The following is a 21,984-nucleotide window of genomic DNA, read 5'->3' on the forward strand; positions in this document are numbered from 1 at the left end:
TTGTTATCTCAGTTATTTTGTTTTCTCGATAACTTCAGTGATGTCTTTTCCCAGATAATTGGTCCAAATACCATTTTTGTATTCTATCACTCCTTCTTTGCTGTGGTAAAAGGTAGTTCCCATTCCTTCTTTAGTTTCAATACCTACTAAATAGTCAGGTATGCATATAGTCTCGCCATTGTTTTCTATTTCGGTATAACCTGAGTCGCAAGTATCGCTATCAAAGGAATTCAAGGAAATTAACATTAGCGTAAATAAGCCAAAGGCAATAACTTTTCTTTTCATTTTAATTTAATTACTTCAGTTCCTACGGTTTTGGATACTGTTTAGACTAATACATTTAAAAGGTGCAATCGTTATACAATTGCTGGTACATATACAGGTTCAAAAACAAGTTTATGGTGTAGGGCATGAAGGTTGGTCATTGTTAGGTAACTCAAATTTATAACACTTTGGTTAAATAAAAATACCCCAAAACGGGTATTTTTTGACCAGGATTTCAACAATCAGCCTTGCTAGCATCTTATTTTCAGAATCTTCCTTTTATCCAATCACATTCTTGTAAAACACTTATAAACAGTTAGTTGAAAACAATCATTCTCTTAACAATAACCAATACAGTTTTAAAAAAAAAGAGCCGTTTATAATAAACAGCTCTTTTATCATGCATAGATGTAAAAAAACACCTGTACAAATTGTTCTTTATTCTGGGTGATTACCCAACAGTAGGTTTAGGATATCAATTGCAGCATCGCTTATTTTGGTTCCAGGTCCAAAAACTGCCGCCACGCCAGCATCAAACAAGAACTGATAGTCCTTTCTAGGGATCACACCACCTACAATAATCATGATGTCATCACGACCGTACTTTTTAAGTTCTTCCATCACTTGAGGTACGAGCGTTTTGTGACCAGCAGCAAGTGATGACACACCTAGTACGTGAACATCGTTTTCTACAGCTTGTTTAGCAGCCTCAGCTGGTGTTTGAAACAGTGGTCCTATATCCACGTCAAAACCTACATCAGCATATCCTGTAGCGACTACTTTGGCGCCACGATCGTGACCGTCTTGACCCATTTTGGCAATCATAATTCGTGGTCTACGGCCTTCTTCTAGTGCAAATTGGTCTGCTAGTTGTTGCGCTTTCGCGAAAGCGTGATCATTCATAATCTCTTTTTTATAAACGCCTTGTACACTCTTGATCTGTGCTCGATAACGGCCAAATTCTTTTTCCAGCGCATCAGAAATCTCACCCAAGGTAGCGCGGTGTTGTGCAGCTTGTACAGCAAGCTCCAATAAATTGTGTTCACCTGTTTTTGCAGCCTGTGTAAGTGCTTGTAAGGCGTTCTGTACTGCAGCCTCGTCACGACTAGCACGTATTTGTGACAGTCGTTCTATTTGTTCATTACGCACCGCGGTATTATCAACCTCGAGTGTATCAATCAAGTCCTCGTCGGGACTAGGGTATTTATTTACACCTACAATAGTATCAATTCCCGAATCTATACGGGCTTGTTTTCTAGCAGCAGCTTCTTCAATTCTCATTTTAGGAATACCAGCCTCAATAGCTTTGGTCATTCCGCCTAATTCTTCAACTTCTTCAATAAGTTGCCACGCCTTGTGAGCGATCTCGTGCGTGAGTTTTTCTACGTAGTAGGATCCAGCCCAAGGATCTACCGTTTTAGTAATGCCTGTTTCTTCTTGTAAAAACAACTGGGTGTTACGAGCTATACGTGCGCTAAAATCGGTAGGCAAGGCAATGGCTTCATCCAGTGCATTAGTGTGCAAACTTTGTGTTCCACCAAAGGCTGCTGCTGCAGCCTCAATCGTGGTACGAGCTACATTGTTAAATGGATCTTGCTCAGTAAGTGACCAACCACTGGTCTGACAGTGCGTGCGCAGTGCAAGTGATTTGGCATTTTTAGGTTCAAATTGTTTGATCATTTTAGCCCAAAGCATGCGCGCTGCACGCATTTTGGCGATTTCCATAAAGTGATTCATTCCAATCGCCCAGAAAAAGGACAATCTAGGAGCAAAGGAATCTATATCCAGTCCAGCGGCTAGTCCCTTGCGCACATATTCTAATCCATCTGATAGGGTATAGGCTAGCTCTAGGTCACTAGTAGCACCAGCTTCATACATATGATAACCCGATATGGATATCGAATTAAATTTAGGCATGTTTTTACTAGTGTATTCAAAAATATCTGAGATAATTTTCATGCTAGGAGTAGGAGGATAGATGTATGTATTACGCACCATAAACTCCTTTAAAATATCATTTTGAATGGTTCCGGCTAGGTCTTCTTGATCCACGCCTTGTTCCATAGCGGCCACAATATAAAAGGCCATAATCGGTAACACAGCACCATTCATGGTCATGGAAACCGACATTTTATCTAAAGGTATACCATCAAAAAGGACTTTCATATCCTCAACACTATCAATGGCAACACCAGCTTTACCTACATCACCTACTACACGATCGTGATCACTATCATAACCACGGTGTGTTGCCAGGTCAAAGGCTACAGACAACCCTTTTTGTCCAGCAGCGAGGTTACGTCTATAAAAGGCATTAGATTCTGTCGCACTAGAAAACCCAGCGTATTGACGTACTGTCCATGGTCTTCTTACATACATGGTAGAGTAGGGACCACGCAAGTTGGGCGCTATTCCTGCTACAAAATCACGATGTTCAACATCATCAATATCATCGGGTAAATAATTGGTTTTTATGGCGATACCTTCGGCAGTGTCAAAACTCGCAGCGCTTGCCACTTTTTTTGAGTCGCCGTTAAAATCTATTTCTAATTGTGAAAGGTCTTTTCTTTTCATTTGTGTGTGCTGTAAGTAGGCTTTTACTCCAGTTTTCAATTAGGCTTGTTTCTCAAAATCTTCTGCCAGTCGTTTAGGGACGATAGGAGCGATGAGTGTTTTTCTAGGTTTGGTTTTTACATAAGGATACAGCTCGTATTCCTCTTGCATTCCTTGATCCTGATTAGGGTATTTATTTACGCCTACAAGAACTCTTTGCCCTGTTTCTATTGCCTCGCGTTCTTTGGCATCACTTTCTTTGAGTTTGCGCTGCACCGTACCGTCAAACAAGGCTTGTACAAATCCGCCGGCTTTTTCTACTTCCTTAAACAAGTTATTGGCTTTCTCGGCTAGTTGTTTGGTAAGGTCTTCTATAAAATAAGCGCCATCGGCAGCATTGTGAATTTTATCAAAGTAAGCTTCGTCTTTAAGTACAAGCAACTGATTGCGCGCTATACGTGTTCCAAATTCATTTTCTTTATTGAAAAAGGCGTCATACGGTAGGTTATAGATCGTATCGCAGCCACCTAATACAGCACTCATACACTCGGTTGTGGTGCGCAGCATGTTTACGTTATAATCCAATAAGGATTTGTTACGCAGGCTAGGCGATGCGGTGATGTACGCTTCTAACTCCAGTCCATAGGCTTTACCTAAAGATTTGGTAACTAATCGATAAGCGCGGTATTTGGCAATGTTCATGAAGTAATCGCTGCCTATCGCGGTATCGATGTTGATTCTTTTTTCCGCTTTCGCGAAAGCGGATATCATATCATAATGTTCTAGGTGATTCAAATACTCGTTTAAATGAGCCATATAGTAAGCCAGTTCCTGCACGGCAGAAGCACCTGCTTGCTGATACAAACTAGTGTTTACAGTAACATTTGAAAAATAACCTGGATGTTGTAAAAGAAAAGCCAACCATTTTTCATGATCGGGTTTTAAGTTTTCAAACCAATTACCGTCACTCGCTAATTGATTGATGATATCCAAATGAACATAGCATTTAGGTTGTGCTTGTTGCAATTTTTCTAAAAACGCAAGGTCCAAAAACTGTGGATGCACTTGAATACCTACACTGTGTAAATCCTTAAACAACACTTCTATATCGATTGAGTTGCTAGGTATAATAAAAAGTACGCCTTCGGCACCTCGAGACAAAGCGTCCTTAGCCTTTTCATTGGCTACAGCGGCATCACCTGCATAAATGGATTGTGATATATACCAGCTGCCTGTTTGCGTAGCACGAGTAGGTACTTGAATAGGAGTGGCGTCATCACTGTGATAAAAAGGTTTGATATCGATACCTTCGGCAGTATGCGTGATTAAGGTCTCGTTATAGTCGGCACCTTTAAGATCTACATGTATTTTTTGTTTCCATTCCTTGGCGGTAACCGGTGAAAATTCTTCAAATAATTTACTCATTCTCTTTTTGTTTAACAGAGTCTGGATGTTCTATGATAAAAACTTCTTCGTTTTGTTTTTTCATTAAGTAGCGTTCTCTAGCAAATTTTTCTAGACCTTTTTGCGTACTTAATTGACTGATGCGTGCACTGTCGCGTTTGATACCTTTTCTAAAAAAGGCAGCATTTTGCTCTTTCTCGGCAATTTGCTTATCAATTTCATAATGAGAGGTAAACAAAGCATTGGCATCTAGAAATAGAATCCACACAATAAAAAACAAGCTTATAAGCACATACTTGTTGCTAAAAAACTGGTAGTATTTATTCTTTTTGATGGATTTCCAATTCATACCTCACTAAAATAAGCAATTACGCAATTTTTTGATCAATAATAGTGCGTAAAATTTTAACACCTACTTTATTAAAACGATTGGTAGGTATGATCACATCGGCATAGGCCTTTGTAGGTTCAATAAATTGTTGGTGCATAGGTTTTAAGGTGTTTTGATAACGTTCTAGCACCTCGTTCATATCGCGGCCTCGATCTACAATATCTCGTTTTAACCTGCGAATTAATCGCTCGTCACTGTCACAGTCTATATAAACCTTGATATCAAACAGCTTGCGTATTTTAGGCATTGTAAGAATAAGAATACCTTCTACAATTATAACTTGGCTAGGAGCTGTAGGAACAGTCTCACCCGTACGATTGTGATCTACAAAGGAATAAATAGGCTGGTCAATCGTAATTCCTTTACGCAGTTGTTTGATGTGCTTTTCCAATAAATCAAAATCAATACTTTCTGGATGATCAAAATTGATTTTTACTCGTTCTTCATAACTCAAATGACTAGTGTCCTTGTAATAACTGTCTTGTGAGATAACAGTAACCTCATTCTCTGGGAATTCATGGACCATTTGTTGTACAACAGTGGTTTTACCGCTACCTGTTCCTCCTGCTACGCCTATTATTAGCATGTTGATTTTGTTTTTGCAAAAATAGGATTTTGTTAGGTGACGACCACGTTAATTTACACGTGCTTTGATAAAAACTATTGACAGATTTCTGAGTCGTTCTTTTGGAATTGTTCATAAGAAATGAAGGCGAGCTTTTTAAGAACCGATAAAGCGATTTATTTTAGCCTAAAGCCGTTTTTTATGTCCATTAAATTAGATCCTAGTTGGAAGGAAATGCTGCGCGAGGAAATTGATGCGCCGTACTTTGAGGAACTTACTGATTATGTGAGAAAAGAATACGAGGAACACACGTGCTATCCACCAGGAAGCAAAATATTTGCAGCGCTAGATCGCACTCCGTTTGAAGAGGTTAAAGTCGTTATTATAGGTCAGGATCCTTACCACGGACCAGGACAAGCTAATGGTTTATGCTTTTCTGTAGCTGATGGTATTGCTCATCCTCCTAGCTTGATAAATATTTTTAAAGAAATAACTACCGATTTACAAAAGCCTTATCCCAAATCGGGTAATTTAGAACGATGGGCAGATCAAGGTGTTCTACTCTTAAATGCCGTACTCACAGTAAGAGCTGGACAAGCTGGTAGTCATCAAAAAATAGGCTGGGAACGATTCACAGATGCTATAATTAAAAAAATAGCTGATGAAAGAGAAGGAGTGGTGTTTATGCTTTGGGGTGGCTATGCTAAAAAGAAAGCCAAATGGATCGATAAAAAGAAACACCTTATTCTAGAAAGTGGTCATCCTAGTCCATTGAGTGCCAACAGAGGTTATTGGTTTGGAAACCGACATTTTTCAAAATGCAATCAGTATTTACGAGAGCAAATGAAAGAACCTATTGATTTTTAAAAGGCTTACTTAAAATTGAGGATCTGGTTGACGACGTTGATCCCATTTAATATCACTAAGGGCGCTTGCCTTGATACCAATAAAGAAGAACCAAGATTGATTAGGACCAATAGGTGTCCAGTTAAAACTCATTCTGAAACTTTCTAGATCTCTATTGAATCGTAGTGTCGTGAATGAAATACCATTATTTGCAAAATCATAACCTGTGTTTCCTCCTACAGACCAGCGCGGTGACAATTCCACATCACCACTCACCATTAAAGATTGACGGTTGATTTCATTTTGTCTTGCCGCATTATTATACGTCATCGTATAAGCAATATTAAGACGCCACGGAATTTTAAAACGATAACGTTTTTCGTCAACATTCACTTCTTCTGGATCTTGCTTTTTGTTTTTATAGTTTTCGGCATAATCCAGTGGTTTTCCAAAGAGGTCGTCCTCGCGACCACCTTGAGATAAAGATCTATTTTCTACTTTTTCATCACCAAGATCATCTTCTTCATCGTCCTCACTGCGAGTAAAGTCCTTGTCACTCAAGGTAAAGTTTAATCGAGCTCCAGCGTTGGTTAATCTAAACAAGCTACCTCCGTTATTGATATTAAACTCATCTACACGACGGTTGTTAGCGTCTAGAGCATACGGATCTAGATTAGCATTTAAGTTTAAGTCAATCTTTTTAGTAATAGGAATTACTGCACTCATATTTATGGGACTCCACTGCAAACTATCACCAGCGAGATTATAGGCTGTTTGAAAATTCAAACTTTTAATAAGTTGCACCTTTCTAGGTTCTGTTTTTGTGGTGTCTCGTTCTCGTACCTTAGCCTCTAAATTATTTTGAACACCTATCCCTATTGAACTAGAGAAGTTGCGTCCTGGTGCGCCAAATAGGGTACGGTCAAATCTGCTCGCAAATCGTTCCTCAGGAAAAATATCTTGACCGCTTTCAGTAAGAACACGATCGTAATATTGATCAAAACTAGGATTTGCCGAATACGAAATATTAGGTCTTATCGTGTGACGTATAGCCTGATACTTTCCCTTTTTATTGCTGTTTTCCCATAAACCATATATTGTAGTACCTACACTAGCACCATACCTATAGGTACGATACGAATCAAAACCAGATAGCGTATCAATTTCAGTAGTGGCTAAGCCTTGATCATTAATCACCGCAGTAGTTTTAGTGGTTTGAAATACCCAAGTTTCTTCGTAATTGGCATTTGCCGAAACACTAAAAGGACCTACCTTAAAGTTAGTAGCAACTGGAATTGTGTGTCGAATACCGCTTTGCGCACCTTCAAACATTCTATCAGATAGAAAATCCTCGTCAGTAGTAGTGATTCGGTTTTCAGCACGTACATTATACTGTAGATTGATGTTCTCGATAATCCCTTTCTTTGCACCGAATTTAGGAGCAAACGGGAAAACTCGAGAAACGCTTCCTTGAAAATTAGGTAGGTTCATGGTTACCTCACCAGTTTGTACTAACTGTGAATGGGTTACACCTATATTAAAATTAACCTGAGGTTCTCCTTGAAAGGTTTTAGAATAGTTAATCGAACTACTAAAATTGTTGTTTAAGGTAGCCGCTTGATTAATTTGGTTAAAGCTATTGCTATAAAATCTAGAACTACCTAGGTTTACACTAGCACTAAATCTAGAGTCTGGATTTGCCTTTGGATCCTGACTGTGTTGCCAGTTAATATTATAGATAGTCGATTTTCTAAAGTCTGAAAATCCGCGCTCACTTTGTACCTGATTTTCGTATGAAAATCTAAAATTACCATTGAAGCTGTATCTTTTGGCATAAGAGCTCTCTACTCGAAAACCATAACTACCATTAGTAAAATAATCACCTAATACGGTAAGATCCACATAATCATTAATAGCAAAATAATAACCACCGTTTTGTAAAAAGTAACCCTGATTTACATTGTTACCAAAGCTGGGAACGATTACTCCACTTTTACGTTCCTCGGTCATTGGAAAATAAGCAAACGGTAATCCTATAGGAGTAGGAACATCGGCAATCCACATATTGACAAGTCCTGTTACAATTTTCTTTTTAGGAACAAATTTGATCTTTTGAGCAAGAAAGTAGTATTCTGGATTATCAGGATTTGACGAAGTAGTAAAACGAGCACGCTTCATGTAAAAAACAGAATCGTTCACTTTTTTAGTAGTCTCTGCAAATACATTAAACTCGCCTTGTGTAGTCCTTGAATTATAGGTAAGTGCTTTTTTAGAATCCTTATTAAAAATGATGCTATCTGGTTCTACGACATTAGTTCCTTGAGTAAAGACAGGTTTTTGTTCATAGGCTTGAGTACTGTCATTTACAATCCCGTAAGCAAACACATCACCTGTATTATTATCAATCACTATTTTACCAGCTTCAAGCTTGGTATCACCATATTCAATAATGGCATTATCATAGAGTGTAATAATATTGTTACGTCTATCGATACGCTTTCTACTAGCTTTTGAAACTAATTTATATTCTAAAAATGGTTTCTTTTCAGTTGTGGTACTATCTTTTTTAGTACTGTCTTGTGGTTTAATAAGGTCTTCTGCATTAACCTTAAGTTCCTTTTCTTCTTCAGGTTTTGGTTCTTCCTTTACTGGAATAGGCGTGTTGGAGCTAGGTAATTCCTGGCTCCAGCTGTAATTTAAAGCTGTTAAAAAGACGGTGAAAAATAAAAGTGTCCTCAATGGATGGTACAATCTTCTTATTAGTAATTTCGTTACAGAATAGTCTTGTTTTTGAAACGCCAAAACTACGTATAAATTTTGTAGGTAGATGAATTAATTACAGGGATGTATACCGCAGGATAGATCCTATTGAATTACAGTAAGTTGGTAGAAGTACAAGAAAGTTTGGTTATTACGCTTTCGCGAAAGCGTACCTATGAGCCAGCTTACCGTTATAAAATGGTATAACAATTGTATAAAGCAAATAACAAGTACGTTAATAAGGAAAACGAATTCGATTTTATGAAGATATATATTGCTCTATTGCTATTTCTAGGTTCTTTACAGCTGCACGCAGGTAATGAACCTGTGGATTCCACCATTACAAAGCCGGCAAAAAAGTTTACCGTAGTATTAGATGCTGGTCATGGTGGTAAGGATCCAGGTAAATTAGTTTCTAGCGTACGTGAAAAGGATATTGCCCTAAAAGTGGTGAAATATTTGGGTAAAGAATTAGAAGATCATACGGATATTGAAATCGTATATACACGTACAACTGATAAGTTTTTAGAATTATACCAACGAGCAGATATTGCTAATAAAGCCAAGGCAGACCTTTTTATATCAGTTCACTGTAACGCAGCAGCGTCTCGCAGTGCCAAAGGGAATGAAACCTGGGTATTGGGATTACATCGTAATGCCGATAATCTAGAGGTTGTAAAACGAGAAAACGCAGTAATTCTACTGGAGGAAGATTATGAAGAAAAGTATGCCGGTTTTGACCCTAATGATCCTGCAAGTTTTGCCAGCAATCTGATTGTGCAAGAAGAATACTTGGACAATAGTATTGAGATGGCGTCCAAGGTTCAATCAAATTTTGAAGCAGATTTAAAACGAAAAAACCGCGGTGTAAAACAAGCTGGATTTGCAGTATTAAGATTATCCTACATGCCTAGTGTTCTTATAGAAACAGGTTTTATTACAAATGCTGAGGAACGTAAATTTTTAAGTAGTTCGACGGGTCAAAAAAAGGTGGCGCACGCCATTTATGATGCAGTCATTAAATACAAAGCAAATCGCAGTCTCAATGATTTTGTAATAGAAGACATCACGGATTTAAGCGAAACAGTTGAATCTAATAACACTATTTATAAGGTTCAAATAGCAGCTAGTAAAAACAAAATAGAGGCAAAGTCATACAATTTTAAAAAGTTACCAGCCATATCTAGAGAACAAGAAGGAGCCATCTACAGATATTTTACAGGTAGTTTTAATGATCTTAAAAAAGCACAAGATTTACAGAAGAAAGCGGTTAAGCTAGGATATAAATCTGCCTTTATAGTTAAGTATGAAAATGGCGAGCGCAGTCGCTTGTGATAACTCGTTGTTAATATAGTTGTATACTACAAAGAGCTTATTATCTTTACATTTGTGAAAATCTGTAAAGATGAAAGTTTCTAAAGAAGTTAAGGTAGGTATTCTTACTGTTGCCTCAATCGCATTGTTTATATTTGGATATCAATATCTTAAAGGTCGTAATTTATTACAAGACGATCGTAATTTCTATGCGGTTTATGACAATGTAGAAGGCCTTACAAAGTCGGCTCCTGTTACTATAAATGGGCTACGAGTAGGAAATATTGACGATATTCAGTTCCTAGATTCAAGTGGAAGATTGTTAGTAAGTTTTCATGTGGACGGCTCATTTAACTTTTCAAAAGAAAGTACAGCGAGTGTATATAGCACTGGTTTAATAGGAGGAAAAGCACTTGCTATCGTTCCAAATTTTTCGTCGGACGGACCTATCGCCAAAGATGGTGACACCTTATCATCTAAGATTGATGAAGGACTACAAGGAAAGGTAATGGATGAGTTCCTGCCTCTTAAGGACAAGATTGAACATTTGATTACCACGTCAGATTCGGTAATGAGTGATTTACACAAGACCTTAAATAAAGATACAAGAACATCAATCACAAACAGCCTTGCCGAAATTGAAGATGTACTCAGAGAGTTTAAAGGGATAAGTCGTAATACCAATCAAATTCTAGGAGATAATAAAGAGGCGATAGATAGGACCATTAAAAATCTCGACAAAACAAGTAGTAATTTTGCAATTATGTCAGATTCATTGGCACAAATTGAACTAGCTGGTACCATTAAAAGTTTAGAAACATCGGTAGGTAAATTCAACAATTTGCTTGATCAAGTTTCAAACGGTGAAGGAAGTTTAGGAAAACTTATGACCGACGACAAACTATACGTGAATTTAGAAAAGGCAACTAGACAAGCCGAAGAATTATTACAAGATATTAAATTAAACCCTAAACGTTATGTTCATTTTTCTGTGTTTGGAAAGAAACCAGGAGAATATGAAGAACCAGAAAATCGAGACAGATAAAGCACTATGAAGATACTTTCCATCATTGTTTTTGCCCTTATTCTAGTGGCCGCAGTAGGTTTATTCGCTAGAAACATCAAGCGTATGATACGCAACATTAAATTAGGTCGAGAAGTTGATCGATCTGATAATAAAAAGGAACGCATGGCGCAAATGCTGCGTATAGCGTTTGGACAATCAAAAATGGTACGTAGACCTGTATCTGGTTTTCTACATGTGGTTGTCTATATAGGTTTTGTTATCATCAACATTGAAGTACTTGAAATTATAGTTGATGGTTTGACAGGATCACATAGAATTTTTGCTCCATTCCTTGGTGGCTTCTATGACTTTTTAATTTTCACGTTTGAAATACTTGCCTTTTTAGTTCTAGTATCGGTTGTCATTTTTTGGTTACGCCGTAATGTAATGAACATTAAACGCTTCATGATGGGAGAATTAAAAGGTTGGCCTAAAAATGATGCAAACTACATCTTGTATTTTGAGGTTGTTCTTATGAGTTTGTTCCTTACCATGAATGCGACAGACTTTATTCTACAAACAAGAGGAGTTGAAGGATATGCACACGCAGGAGAAATATATGGATCCTTCCCAATAAGTGGTTTTATAGTTCCTTTATTTGAAGGCATGGCCGATAGTACTCTTATTATCGTTGAAAGAGCTGCATGGTGGCTGCATATAGTTGGTATACTGATATTCCTTAATTATTTATACTGGTCTAAGCACCTACATATATTACTAGCATTTCCTAATGTCTACTTGGCAAAACTTACTCCACAAGGTAAGTTTACTAATATGGATGCCGTAACCAAGGAAGTAAAACTAATGATGGATCCTAACGCAGATCCGTTTGCTGCTCCAGACCCATCAGCAGAAGAAGGAGAACCAGAAAGTTTAGGAGCTCAAGATATCTTTGACCTTAATCAAGTTCAATTATTAAATGCCTACACATGTACGGAGTGTGGTCGTTGTACGAGTGAATGTCCTGCAAATATTACTGGTAAAAAATTAAGCCCTAGAGCCATCATGATGAAAACTCGTGATCGTTTAGAGGAAGTAGGAGCGGTGATTAATAAAGAAGGTGAGTGGAAGGACGACGGTAAAACCTTACTGAATGACCACATCACAACCGAAGAACTTTGGGCTTGTACTACCTGTAATGCCTGTGTAGAAGCTTGTCCTATAGGAATTGATCCACTTAGCATCATTATGGAAATGCGCAGGTATTTAGTTCTTGAAAATAGTGCAGCGCCTAATGAGCTTAATATTACGATGGGTAATATTGAGAATAACGGTGCACCATGGCCTTACAATCAAATGGATCGATTAAACTGGGCAAACGAATAAAAGAAATAGATTAAGTGATTTAAATTACGCTTTCGCGAAAGCGTAATCATCAAACAAAATATACAATGAGCGAAGCATTAAAAGTCCCTACAGCAGCAGAGTTTTTAGCACAAGGAAAGCAACCAGAAGTGTTGTTTTGGGTAGGTTGTAGTGGTAGTTTTGACGATAGAGCAAAAAAAATAACCAAAGCGTTTGTAAAGTTATTGAATAAAGCAGGCGTTGAATTTGCCGTTCTAGGTGCCGAAGAAAGCTGTACCGGTGATCCCGCTAAACGAGCAGGAAACGAGTTTTTATTTCAAATGCAAGCCATGATGAACATTGAAGTTCTTAATGGTTATGAAATCAAAAAAATAGTAACAGCTTGTCCACACTGTTTTAATACGCTAAAAAACGAATATCCAGAACTAGGTGGAAATTATGAAGTAGTACATCACACCCAATTTTTAAAATCATTAATAGCAGAAAGTCGTTTAAAAATTGAAGGTGGTAAGTTTAAAGGAAAAAAAATTACCTATCATGATCCATGTTATCTAGGTAGAGCAAATGATGAATATGAAGCTCCTAGAGAGTTATTAGAAAAACTAGATGCAGCATTACTAGAAATGAAGCGCAGTAAACGTAATGGGTTGTGTTGTGGTGCTGGTGGTGCTCAAATGTTTAAGGAGCCGGAACCTGGTAACAAAGACATAAACATTGAACGTACTGAGGAAGCTCTAGAAACCGGTGCCGAAATTATCGCTGCAGGATGTCCATTTTGTAACACGATGATGACTGATGGTATTAAGGCAGCAGAAAAGGAAGGTAAGGTAGAAGTGCTTGATGTCGCAGAATTAATCGCAAACGCAGAAGATCTATAACATGAGACACCTATTATCTACCATCTTGTTTTTATTACTAGTAATTACTAGTCAAGCACAGCAGTTTAATGAAGAAGGTATCAATACCTTAGCCGACAAGGTTTGTGAGCAACTGACTAAAGATGACATTAACGCTAGTGAACAAGGTCCAGGTGAAGCGGAAGCCTATTTTGAAAAAACCGTAGTTAATGTGGTGATGAAAAACTACAGGCTTTTTAAATCTAAAGGACTAGATATTAATGAACAAAATGGTGAAGCAATAGGTGAGGAAATGGCCATAGTGCTTATGGCAAATTGTCCTAAAGCTGCAGAGCTTTTTACAACCATGGCAATAGAGTCTATGGATGAAGAGGAAGACTCAAGTGAATCAGGTGTTGTTGTAGGAACTGTTGTAAGCATCTCAAGCGATATGATTCCTGTAATTACTGTGAGAGAAAGTAATGGGAATATTGTTAAAATCCTATGGCTATCTACTGTAGAAAATTATCACCTGTTATATGACGCAGCAACCGATGGTAAAAAATACCAATTCACTATTTACGAGGCAACTATTTATGACGGTCGTATTCAAGAATATCGCGATATGAACGTACTTGAAATGGTGCAAGGCATTTAAAAAATAAGTATGTCTAACAAATTACCTTATGGAAAAGTACTTATAAGTGCTTTTATAGGTGGAAGCGTGTATGCACTGATAATGAGCGCCTTCTATATTTATATGGAAGAACGCCCATTTAGTTTCATTAAATTCATCATTGATTTAATTTTAGGGATGGCAATTATGTTTGCCGTTACTTATTATAATTACCGAAAAAGAAAATAAAATGCTAGTAGAGTTCAATCAATTACCTGATGATGCCAGAGTTTGGATTTACCAGGCAGATAGACCATTTACTGATGAAGAGCTTGAAACTCTTAAACCACAAATGAATACTTTTCTTAATCAATGGACCGCTCACGGCAAAGATTTGAATGCTGGTGTAGATTATCCCTACAATCGTTTTATTGTACTAGGATTAGACGAGTCAAAGGCAGGTGCTACCGGTTGTTCTATAGACGCATCGGTTCATTTTATTCAATCCATAGAAAAAGAGTTCGGTATTGACCTTATGGATAAAATGAACGTTACATTTAAAACGGGACAATATCTTGCTCACAAAGATCTTGCTGCTTTTAAAAAAATGGCTAAGGATCGCAGTGTATCTGCTAAGACTATCGTATTTAATAATTTGGTGCAAAATGTAGGAGAATACCGTGAACACTGGGAAGTTCCAGCTAGCGAGAGCTGGCACGCCAGATTTTTCAAGTAACAAAAATCCATTTACCAACTACTGCCATGTCACATGATATTTTTTTACTTAATATTTCTGGACAAGATAAACCAGGACTTACAGCAGCTCTCACCGGTGCTTTGTCGGATTACGGTGCAAAAATTCTAGACATTGGTCAGGCCAATATTCATGAAACCCTTTCATTAGGTATTCTTTTTCAAATTCCCGCAGGAGAAAAATCTGCTGGTGTTTTAAAAGACTTACTTTTTAAATCTTATGAATTAGATATTCAAGTAAAGTTTTCACCAATATCCAATGAAGATTATGAAAACTGGGTAAATCTTCAAGGGAAAGATCGTTATATCATTACTCTATTAGGAGAACAGCTTACTGCACAACAAATAAGCGCTGTGACAGATATCATATCAACAAATGGATTGAATATCGATTCAATAAAAAGGTTGACCGGTCGTACCTCATTAATTCATCAAGATGAGTACAAGCGTGCATCGATCCAACTTTCAATAAGAGGGAAAATCGGGAATAAGGAACAACTGACTGAGAGTTTCATGAAAATCTCAGAACAAATGGATCTTGATATAGCTTTTCAAGAGGATAACATGTTTAGGCGCAACCGAAGATTGGTTTGTTTTGATATGGATTCTACACTCATACAGACTGAAGTTATTGATGAACTTGCCGATCTCGCAGGAGTAGGAGATGAAGTAAGAGCAATTACGGAAAGTGCCATGCGTGGAGAACTTGATTTTTCAGAGAGTTTTAAAAAACGAATGAAGCTTTTAAAAGGTTTAAAAGAGAGTACTCTAAATGAAGTGGCGCAGCAATTACCTATAACAAAAGGTGCCAGAAGACTCATTGAGACCTTGCGCAGTTATGGTTACAAAACGGCTATCCTTTCAGGCGGTTTCACCTATTTTGGAAACTATTTGAAAGAAGAGCTAGGCATGGATTATGTGTATGCCAATCAATTGGAAATTAAAGATGGTGAACTCACCGGTAATTACATAGGTGAGATAGTAGACGGTTCTAAAAAAGCTGAATATCTAAAAGAAATAGCTCAAAAAGAAGGAATTGACATTGCACAAACCATTGCAGTAGGCGATGGTGCTAATGATTTACCCATGCTTAATCTTGCTGGTCTAGGAATTGCCTTTCATGCAAAACCCAAAGTTCAAGAAGATGCTCAAAGCGCTATAAACAGTATAGGCCTGGATGGAGTTTTATACTTTCTAGGATTTCACGATAGACATATTGATTTGATGAATCCCTAATCGTTAAAAAACGGTTTAAAAACCACAGAACTTTTAGCAAATTCATCACACACAAGGATACAGTTTTCCTTATCTTTCCTTATTAGGAACAGTTATTGATTTACTGTAATTCTTTAGACTTCTATGAATTTAAAACATTATAACTACTATCTAGTTAGCCTTGTATTTTTAGGTATCGCTTTCGCGAAAGCGCAGTCACCAACACTGGAATCAAAATCATTAAAATCCGAAATATCACAATCAGTAAATCCATTGCATGCAGATGATGTAATTGCTCAACAAATATGGGTTGACAGTATTTACAATCAGATGACAACTAGGCAAAAAATAGGTCAGTTGTTTATGGTTGATTTGTTTTCTAATAAAGAAAAAGCGCATATCGATAAAGTGCGTAATTTGATTAAGAATCATGAAATAGGCGGAATAATCTTTTCAAAAGGAACGCCACAACTGCAAGCTCCGTTAACCAATGAGTTACAAGCCTTATCCAAAGTACCTCTTATGATAGGTATGGATGCCGAATGGGGACTTGCTATGAGGCTAGAGAATACATTTGCTTATCCATGGAACATGACGTTGGGTGCCAATCCAGGTGATGAATTAACCTACGAAGTGGGTAAACGAATAGGCGAACACTGCAAGCGTTTGGGTGTTCATATCAATTTTGCTCCAGACGTGGATATTAATACCAATCCAGATAATCCTATCATCGGTAACAGAAGTTTTGGTGAGGATGTGGGTAATGTTACCAGAAAAGCACTTGCGTTTATGAATGGAATGCAGAGCGTAGGTGTGCTTGCTAGTGCTAAACATTTTCCAGGTCACGGTGATACTGATCAAGATAGTCATAAAACCTTGCCAACCGTAAGTTTTGATGCAAAGCGTATTAATGAAATAGAACTGTATCCTTATAAGAGACTTATTGATAACAATTTAGCTAGCGTAATGGTTGCTCATTTAAATGTTCCTAGCTTGGAAACTAGAGCAGGATATCCAACTAGTTTAAGTGAAAAAGTAGTATCTGGTTTACTGAAAAGGGATTTAGGATTTCAAGGACTCATTTTTACGGATGCACTAAATATGAAAGGAGCAAGCAATTTCAGTTCTCCAGGTGACATTGACCTAGCTGCTTTCAAAGCTGGTAACGATGTGCTGTTAATTTCAGAAAATGTTCCAAAAGCTATTGATAAAATCGAAGAAGCTTTAAAAAATGGTGAGATTACTGAAGATCGTTTAAAACAATCTGTTGTTAAAATATTGCAAGCTAAATATTTAGTTGGTTTGCATCAATACAAACCTATAGAGTTGTCTGGATTGCAAGAGGACCTGATTACGAATCAGGATGTTTTATTGTATGAGAAAACCATTTCAAACTCGGTTACCTTATTAAAAAACACAAGTAATTTACTACCCTTAAAAAACTTAGAGACTAAGAAAATAGCTTATGTTCAAATGGGAGATGATCATGGAGACGCTTTTATAGAGCAACTTAATAAGTATAGTAAAGTAGATCTTGTAAGAGCTGCTCGTCTTGATGAACTCATGAATAAGCTTTCTGGCTATAACACGGTTATAATTGGATTTCATAAATCCAATGATTCACCGTGGAAATCATATAATATTTCTGATAAAGAGTTAACTTGGATGTATGAGATTGCAAGAAAACACGATGTAATCTTGGACGCTTTTGTAAATCCGTACACGTTTAGAAAATTAAAATCTACAACCAATTTTGAATCCATAATAGCTTCTTATCAAAATAGTGAAGTAAGTCAACAGGTAAGTGCTCAAATGATCTTTGGCGCAAGAGATTTTAAGGGTAAGCTACCGGTTACGAGTGGAGAATCCAAAGTAGGTACTGGTATTTATATTCCTAGTATTGGTAGATTATCCTATTCAACTATACCAGAAAGTGCAGGTTTAAGCAGTGCTATGATCGCCAAAATTGATAGCATTGCTAATCATACAATTGATCATCAAGGTGCACCTGGAATGCAGGTCTTGGTAGCTCGCAAGGGTAGGGTTGTGTTTGATACCAGTTATGGATTCCATACTTACGATAAAAGAAGACGTGTAAGTAGTAGTGATAAATATGATATAGCATCAGTTACCAAAATTGTGGCTACTTTACCTTTGGTGATGGAACTTCAAGAACAAGGCATTTTAAGCTTAGATGATACTTTAGGTGAATTACTACCAGCATATAGAAACACCGATAAAGAGAATATTACAATCAAGCAAATGTTAAGTCATTATGCAAGATTAAAACCATGGATTCCATTCTATAGCAACACTTTAGATAGTATTACACAAAAACCTTTAAAACAATTATATAGCAATACTAAAAAAGGTGGCTATTCTTTAATTGTTGCAGATAATTTATATGGAAAATCTGTTTTAAAAGACAGCATTTCAAATAGCATCAGATTATCTAGCTTACGCGAAAAGTTGGAATATAAGTACAGTGATTTTCCTTACTACATCCTTAAGGATTTCATCGAAGGCTATTATAACCAAGATTTAAATGAACTTACTCAGAACCATTTTTATGCCTCATTGGGTATGGAGAATACAACGTATTTACCAAGGAATAAATTTGATAAATCAGAAATTGTACCTACTGAGAATGACACCGTATTTAGAGATCAACTGGTTCATGGTTTTGTGCACGATCAAGGTGCTGCTATGCAAGGTGGTATTGGCGGACATGCAGGTGTATTCTCTACCTCAAACGACATTGCCAAAATGATGCAAATGTATTTACAAGGAGGCTACTATGGCGGTAAGAGCTATTTCAAAGAAGAGACTATAAATACATTTAATTTCTGTTATTACTGTGATCAAGAGGTTAGGAGAGGAGTCGGTTTTGACAAACCTCAATTAGATGAAGTAGGCCCAACTTGTGGATGTGTGAGCATGCAAAGTTTTGGTCATAGTGGCTTTACTGGAGCTTACACCTGGGCTGATCCAGAAAACGAAATTGTGTATGTCTTTTTAGCAAATCGTATTCATCCTGACGCGAATAATAAGTTTTTAATTGAGGAAAACATTAGAACTAACATTCAGCAGGTGATTTATGATCACATTATTGAATAAAATATAAATATGAAAATAGCCATAGTTTGTTATCCAACCTTTGGAGGAAGTGGAGTAGTAGCGACCATGTTAGGAACTGCCCTTGCAAAACGTGATCACGAAGTACACTTTATTACGTACCATCAACCTGTTCGCTTAGATTTACTGGCTCGTAATATCTATTTTCATGAAGTAAGTGTTGAAGAATATCCCTTATTTCATTATCAACCCTATGATTTAGCATTAAGTAGTAAATTGGTAAATGTGGTTCAAGAATATGGCATAGAATTACTACATGTTCATTATGCCATACCACATGCCTATGCAGGTTATATGGCTCAGCAGATGCTTAAGGAACAAGGAATAGAACTACCAATGGTCACCACGTTACATGGTACTGATATAACCTTAGTAGGAAATCATCCTGTCTATAAGCCTTCCGTAACGTTTAGTATCAATAATAGTAATATAGTAACTTCAGTATCAGATAGCTTAAAACAAGACACGCTAGAATTATTTGACATAAGAACTTCAATCGAAATCGTGCCTAATTTTATTGATATGAGTAGGTATTCTGAGGAATTTAAAGATTGTGACCGCAGCATGATGGCCTTTCCTCAAGAACGTATTATAACTCATTTGAGTAACATGCGACCTGTAAAACGCATACAAGATGTCGTAAGTATTTTTGAAAAAATAAGTAAGGAAATACCTAGTATTTTAATAATGGTCGGTGATGGGCCAGAAAGAGCTGCAGCTGAGGAATATGCTAAAAAACTAGGTTTACAATTAAAAATAAAATGGGTAGGAAATAGTACCGAAATAGACCGTATTCTTTGTTTTACAGATTTATTCTTGCTACCATCTGAAAAAGAAAGTTTTGGACTAGCGGCGCTAGAGGCAATGGCTAATAAAACACCGGTCATTTCTTCAAATACCGGTGGATTGCCAGAGGTTAATGAAAATGGTATTACAGGATATACAAGTGATGTAGGTAATGTAGAAGAAATGGCATTAAATGCTATTAAAATATTGAAAGATGATGACACTTTGAGTAATTTTAAAACATCAGCGTATAATAAGGCACAAGAATTTGATATACATAAAATAGTTCCACTATATGAAGAATTGTATCACAAGGCTATTTATAGCAAGCATAATAATGATTAATTTGAACTCTTGCGGTGTTAGCAATGAGTTAAAAGAAAGACGAGAAACCGGATATGAAATACTGTATCAATCACAAATAAGTGACTGTACAGATCAAAAAATTCGAATACTCGATGATGAAGACCAATGGACACAATACGTTGATAGTTATAGAAATGACAAATTAGGATCCGTTTCTAATATTGATTTTGACAAAGAATTTATTGCCGTAGTATGTGCTGGTACAAGAAATACGGGTGGTTATCAAATTAAATCTCCGGTTATTTCTAAAGAAAAAAATACTATGATGTATTATTTTGAAGTAGAAGGACCAGGTAAAGAGGATCTAGTAACTATGGCTATAACACAACCAATGATGGTAGTAAGAATACCATATAGTAGTAATAAGGTTATTTGCAGATGGAAGTAACTAATACAGTATTCTTCTCAGAATGCTATATTTCTATTTGACATAATATTTATTATAGTTCAATATGATTATGTATAAATATCGAATTACGATAAATTCATTAAATGCAGTTATTAATACCAAAAGCATCATTAATTACTGAGTTATATGATTATATTGATAAGAATCTACCTATAATTAAAGAATCACATATTTAAAGTACAAATAATCATACTGCATTATGAAAATCTCAACAAACCTATTATATATTGAATGATTCTTAATTATACGTAATTTGAGCGTACGCTTTTTTAATTTTTACTTGAATAAATGATAATTATGCATAGCAAACCGTGATTTCGTCGATTCATACAACAGAATTATCTTACATTTCATCTAAAATATTAAATGATCCATTTAAAACTTAATTTCGGTATTATGCGTGCATAACATATTGATAACGTGGGAAATGTTAACAAATAAGCCTCAATAAATATTTTAACAAATGTTAACAATGAAAGATCTCTAACCTTTTCGTAATTAGTTCGTTAAGCTTTATGCACTACATTTGTACTGGATTAATTATCCAAGTTAAGTTTTGTAAATTATAAAGAAGTTGTTTTGACTAGTGTATAAAGGCCATTTGCTCTCGCAAGTGGCTTTTATCTTTTATATCTTTTTTGGGATAATTTGAAAATTCAGTAATTAGCTTGTACTTCATATATACTACAAATGAAGGCTTTACTAGTTGTTACATTATTCTCTGGGCTTAGTTTTATATTTTATGGATTCAGCTGTTTGTATTCGAAAAAAATGAAAGCAGAGTTCATTAGATTCCGTATACCTCAATATCGCAAAATTACTGGATTACTTCAAATATTAGGTGGATCCAGTCTGGTTATAGGTTACTTAATGTCAGTTTGGTGGTTATCCTTTATAGGAGCGTTAGGACTAGCCGTTTTAATGGCGTTAGGTTTCTTTACCCGACTTAGAATTAAGGACAGCCTACCATTATCAGCTCCTGCTCTACTCTTCTCCTTGTTAAATGCGTTCTTAGCCTTTAAATTTTACACCTATATCTAATACAAGTAAATAAATAGACACAAGGTCAGAAAGAAGGCTGCTGGAAAAGATTTATAAAGCGGATCACCAATTTTTAAATGCATAACTACTGATCCAGTCAACAAGGCAGCCAACCCTAAAGCCGCATAGCTTTCAATTCCACTTACCCATATAGAAGCTATCAATAATAAAGATAATGACACCTTGAGGATACCAACAATATAACATACTTGCACAGGTAATCCATAAACTTTGAATTCCTCAACTAGCGTATCGGCGTCGCCACCTCTCCATTTTGTTTTCTTGTTTCTTTGAACTAACCAAACATTCAATAAACTTACAGCTACAATTATTTTAAGGGCGATAATCACGTACTCCAT

The 21,984-nt window shown here is 36.5% G+C and carries 20 protein-coding genes; 13 read left to right on the plus strand and 7 right to left on the minus strand.

Features of this window, described 5'->3' with window-relative positions:
• Positions 1–12: 12 nt before the first annotated feature.
• The 5 genes from HCN53_RS03240 to udk form a co-directional block, all read right to left on the minus strand.
• A complete protein-coding gene (locus HCN53_RS03240; protein ID WP_167342009.1) occupies positions 13–285 on the minus strand; it encodes a hypothetical protein in 273 nt (90 codons plus the stop codon).
• 417 nt (positions 286–702) lie between these two features.
• Positions 703–2,838 carry a methylmalonyl-CoA mutase gene (scpA, locus tag HCN53_RS03245; protein ID WP_167343238.1) on the minus strand — a complete coding sequence of 712 codons (2,136 nt, stop codon included), beginning with the start codon at positions 2,836–2,838 and terminating at the stop codon, positions 703–705.
• Between the two features lie 39 nt (positions 2,839–2,877).
• Positions 2,878–4,242, minus strand: a complete 1,365-nt coding sequence (locus HCN53_RS03250; protein WP_167342010.1) for a methylmalonyl-CoA mutase subunit beta — start codon at positions 4,240–4,242, stop codon at positions 2,878–2,880.
• Positions 4,235–4,570 carry an FtsB family cell division protein gene (locus HCN53_RS03255; RefSeq protein WP_167342011.1) on the minus strand — a complete coding sequence of 112 codons (336 nt, stop codon included), beginning with the start codon at positions 4,568–4,570 and terminating at the stop codon, positions 4,235–4,237. The genes HCN53_RS03250 and HCN53_RS03255 overlap by 8 nt, the downstream gene beginning before the upstream one ends.
• Before the next feature lie 19 nt (positions 4,571–4,589).
• Positions 4,590–5,198 carry a uridine kinase gene (gene udk / locus HCN53_RS03260; RefSeq protein ID WP_042280226.1) on the minus strand — a complete coding sequence of 203 codons (609 nt, stop codon included), beginning with the start codon at positions 5,196–5,198 and terminating at the stop codon, positions 4,590–4,592.
• 180 nt (positions 5,199–5,378) lie between these two features.
• Between udk and ung the strand changes: the two genes are divergently transcribed.
• On the plus strand, positions 5,379–6,044 hold the full coding sequence (gene ung, locus HCN53_RS03265) for a uracil-DNA glycosylase (RefSeq protein ID WP_167342012.1): 666 nt from the start codon (positions 5,379–5,381) through the stop codon (positions 6,042–6,044).
• 9 nt (positions 6,045–6,053) lie between these two features.
• Here ung and HCN53_RS03270 read toward each other — a convergent pair whose 3' ends face one another.
• The gene (locus HCN53_RS03270) at positions 6,054–8,825 is read right to left on the minus strand and encodes a putative LPS assembly protein LptD (protein WP_167342013.1); all 2,772 of its coding nucleotides are present in this window, start codon (positions 8,823–8,825) and stop codon (positions 6,054–6,056) included.
• A 219-nt stretch (positions 8,826–9,044) separates the two neighbouring features.
• Between HCN53_RS03270 and HCN53_RS03275 the strand changes: the two genes are divergently transcribed.
• The 12 genes from HCN53_RS03275 (at position 9,045) to HCN53_RS03330 (ending at position 21,625) form a co-directional block, all read left to right on the plus strand.
• Complete coding sequence (locus HCN53_RS03275) at positions 9,045–10,118, plus strand: N-acetylmuramoyl-L-alanine amidase (protein ID WP_085774726.1); 1,074 nt, start codon at positions 9,045–9,047, stop codon at positions 10,116–10,118.
• A gap of 70 nt (positions 10,119–10,188) precedes the next feature.
• Positions 10,189–11,142 carry an MlaD family protein gene (locus HCN53_RS03280; RefSeq protein WP_105019030.1) on the plus strand — a complete coding sequence of 318 codons (954 nt, stop codon included), beginning with the start codon at positions 10,189–10,191 and terminating at the stop codon, positions 11,140–11,142.
• Between the two features lie 6 nt (positions 11,143–11,148).
• Positions 11,149–12,489 (plus strand): (Fe-S)-binding protein, encoded by a 1,341-nt coding sequence (locus HCN53_RS03285; protein WP_042280228.1) that lies wholly within the window; start codon positions 11,149–11,151, stop codon positions 12,487–12,489.
• Between the two features lie 65 nt (positions 12,490–12,554).
• Positions 12,555–13,346, plus strand: a complete 792-nt coding sequence (locus HCN53_RS03290; RefSeq protein ID WP_042280229.1) for a (Fe-S)-binding protein — start codon at positions 12,555–12,557, stop codon at positions 13,344–13,346.
• Between the two features lies 1 nt (position 13,347).
• On the plus strand, positions 13,348–13,962 hold the full coding sequence (locus HCN53_RS03295) for a hypothetical protein (RefSeq protein WP_167342014.1): 615 nt from the start codon (positions 13,348–13,350) through the stop codon (positions 13,960–13,962).
• A gap of 9 nt (positions 13,963–13,971) precedes the next feature.
• The gene (locus HCN53_RS03300) at positions 13,972–14,169 is read left to right on the plus strand and encodes a hypothetical protein (RefSeq protein ID WP_060522463.1); all 198 of its coding nucleotides are present in this window, start codon (positions 13,972–13,974) and stop codon (positions 14,167–14,169) included.
• A gap of 1 nt (position 14,170) precedes the next feature.
• Positions 14,171–14,656: an ABC transporter ATPase gene (locus tag HCN53_RS03305; protein ID WP_167342015.1), complete on the plus strand. Its 486-nt coding sequence runs from the start codon at positions 14,171–14,173 to the stop codon at positions 14,654–14,656.
• Between the two features lie 26 nt (positions 14,657–14,682).
• Positions 14,683–15,909, plus strand: coding sequence for a phosphoserine phosphatase SerB (serB, locus tag HCN53_RS03310; RefSeq protein WP_167342016.1), 1,227 nt, complete (start codon positions 14,683–14,685; stop codon positions 15,907–15,909).
• A gap of 123 nt (positions 15,910–16,032) precedes the next feature.
• Positions 16,033–19,005 carry a glycoside hydrolase family 3 N-terminal domain-containing protein gene (locus HCN53_RS03315; protein ID WP_167342017.1) on the plus strand — a complete coding sequence of 991 codons (2,973 nt, stop codon included), beginning with the start codon at positions 16,033–16,035 and terminating at the stop codon, positions 19,003–19,005.
• Between the two features lie 9 nt (positions 19,006–19,014).
• Complete coding sequence (bshA, locus tag HCN53_RS03320) at positions 19,015–20,154, plus strand: N-acetyl-alpha-D-glucosaminyl L-malate synthase BshA (RefSeq protein ID WP_167342018.1); 1,140 nt, start codon at positions 19,015–19,017, stop codon at positions 20,152–20,154.
• The gene (locus HCN53_RS03325; RefSeq protein WP_167342019.1) at positions 20,147–20,563 is read left to right on the plus strand and encodes a protease complex subunit PrcB family protein; all 417 of its coding nucleotides are present in this window, start codon (positions 20,147–20,149) and stop codon (positions 20,561–20,563) included. Before bshA ends, HCN53_RS03325 begins: the two co-directional genes overlap by 8 nt.
• A 792-nt stretch (positions 20,564–21,355) precedes the next feature.
• Positions 21,356–21,625 carry a DoxX family protein gene (locus HCN53_RS03330; RefSeq protein WP_240919383.1) on the plus strand — a complete coding sequence of 90 codons (270 nt, stop codon included), beginning with the start codon at positions 21,356–21,358 and terminating at the stop codon, positions 21,623–21,625.
• Here the strand turns inward: HCN53_RS03330 and HCN53_RS03335 are convergent.
• Complete coding sequence (locus HCN53_RS03335) at positions 21,622–21,984, minus strand: DoxX family protein (protein WP_105019276.1); 363 nt, start codon at positions 21,982–21,984, stop codon at positions 21,622–21,624. The genes HCN53_RS03330 and HCN53_RS03335 overlap by 4 nt on opposite strands.

Origin of the sequence: Nonlabens sp. SY33080, from assembly GCF_011784885.1 — a bacterium.
GTDB classification, from domain to species: Bacteria; Bacteroidota; Bacteroidia; order Flavobacteriales; family Flavobacteriaceae; genus Nonlabens; species Nonlabens tegetincola.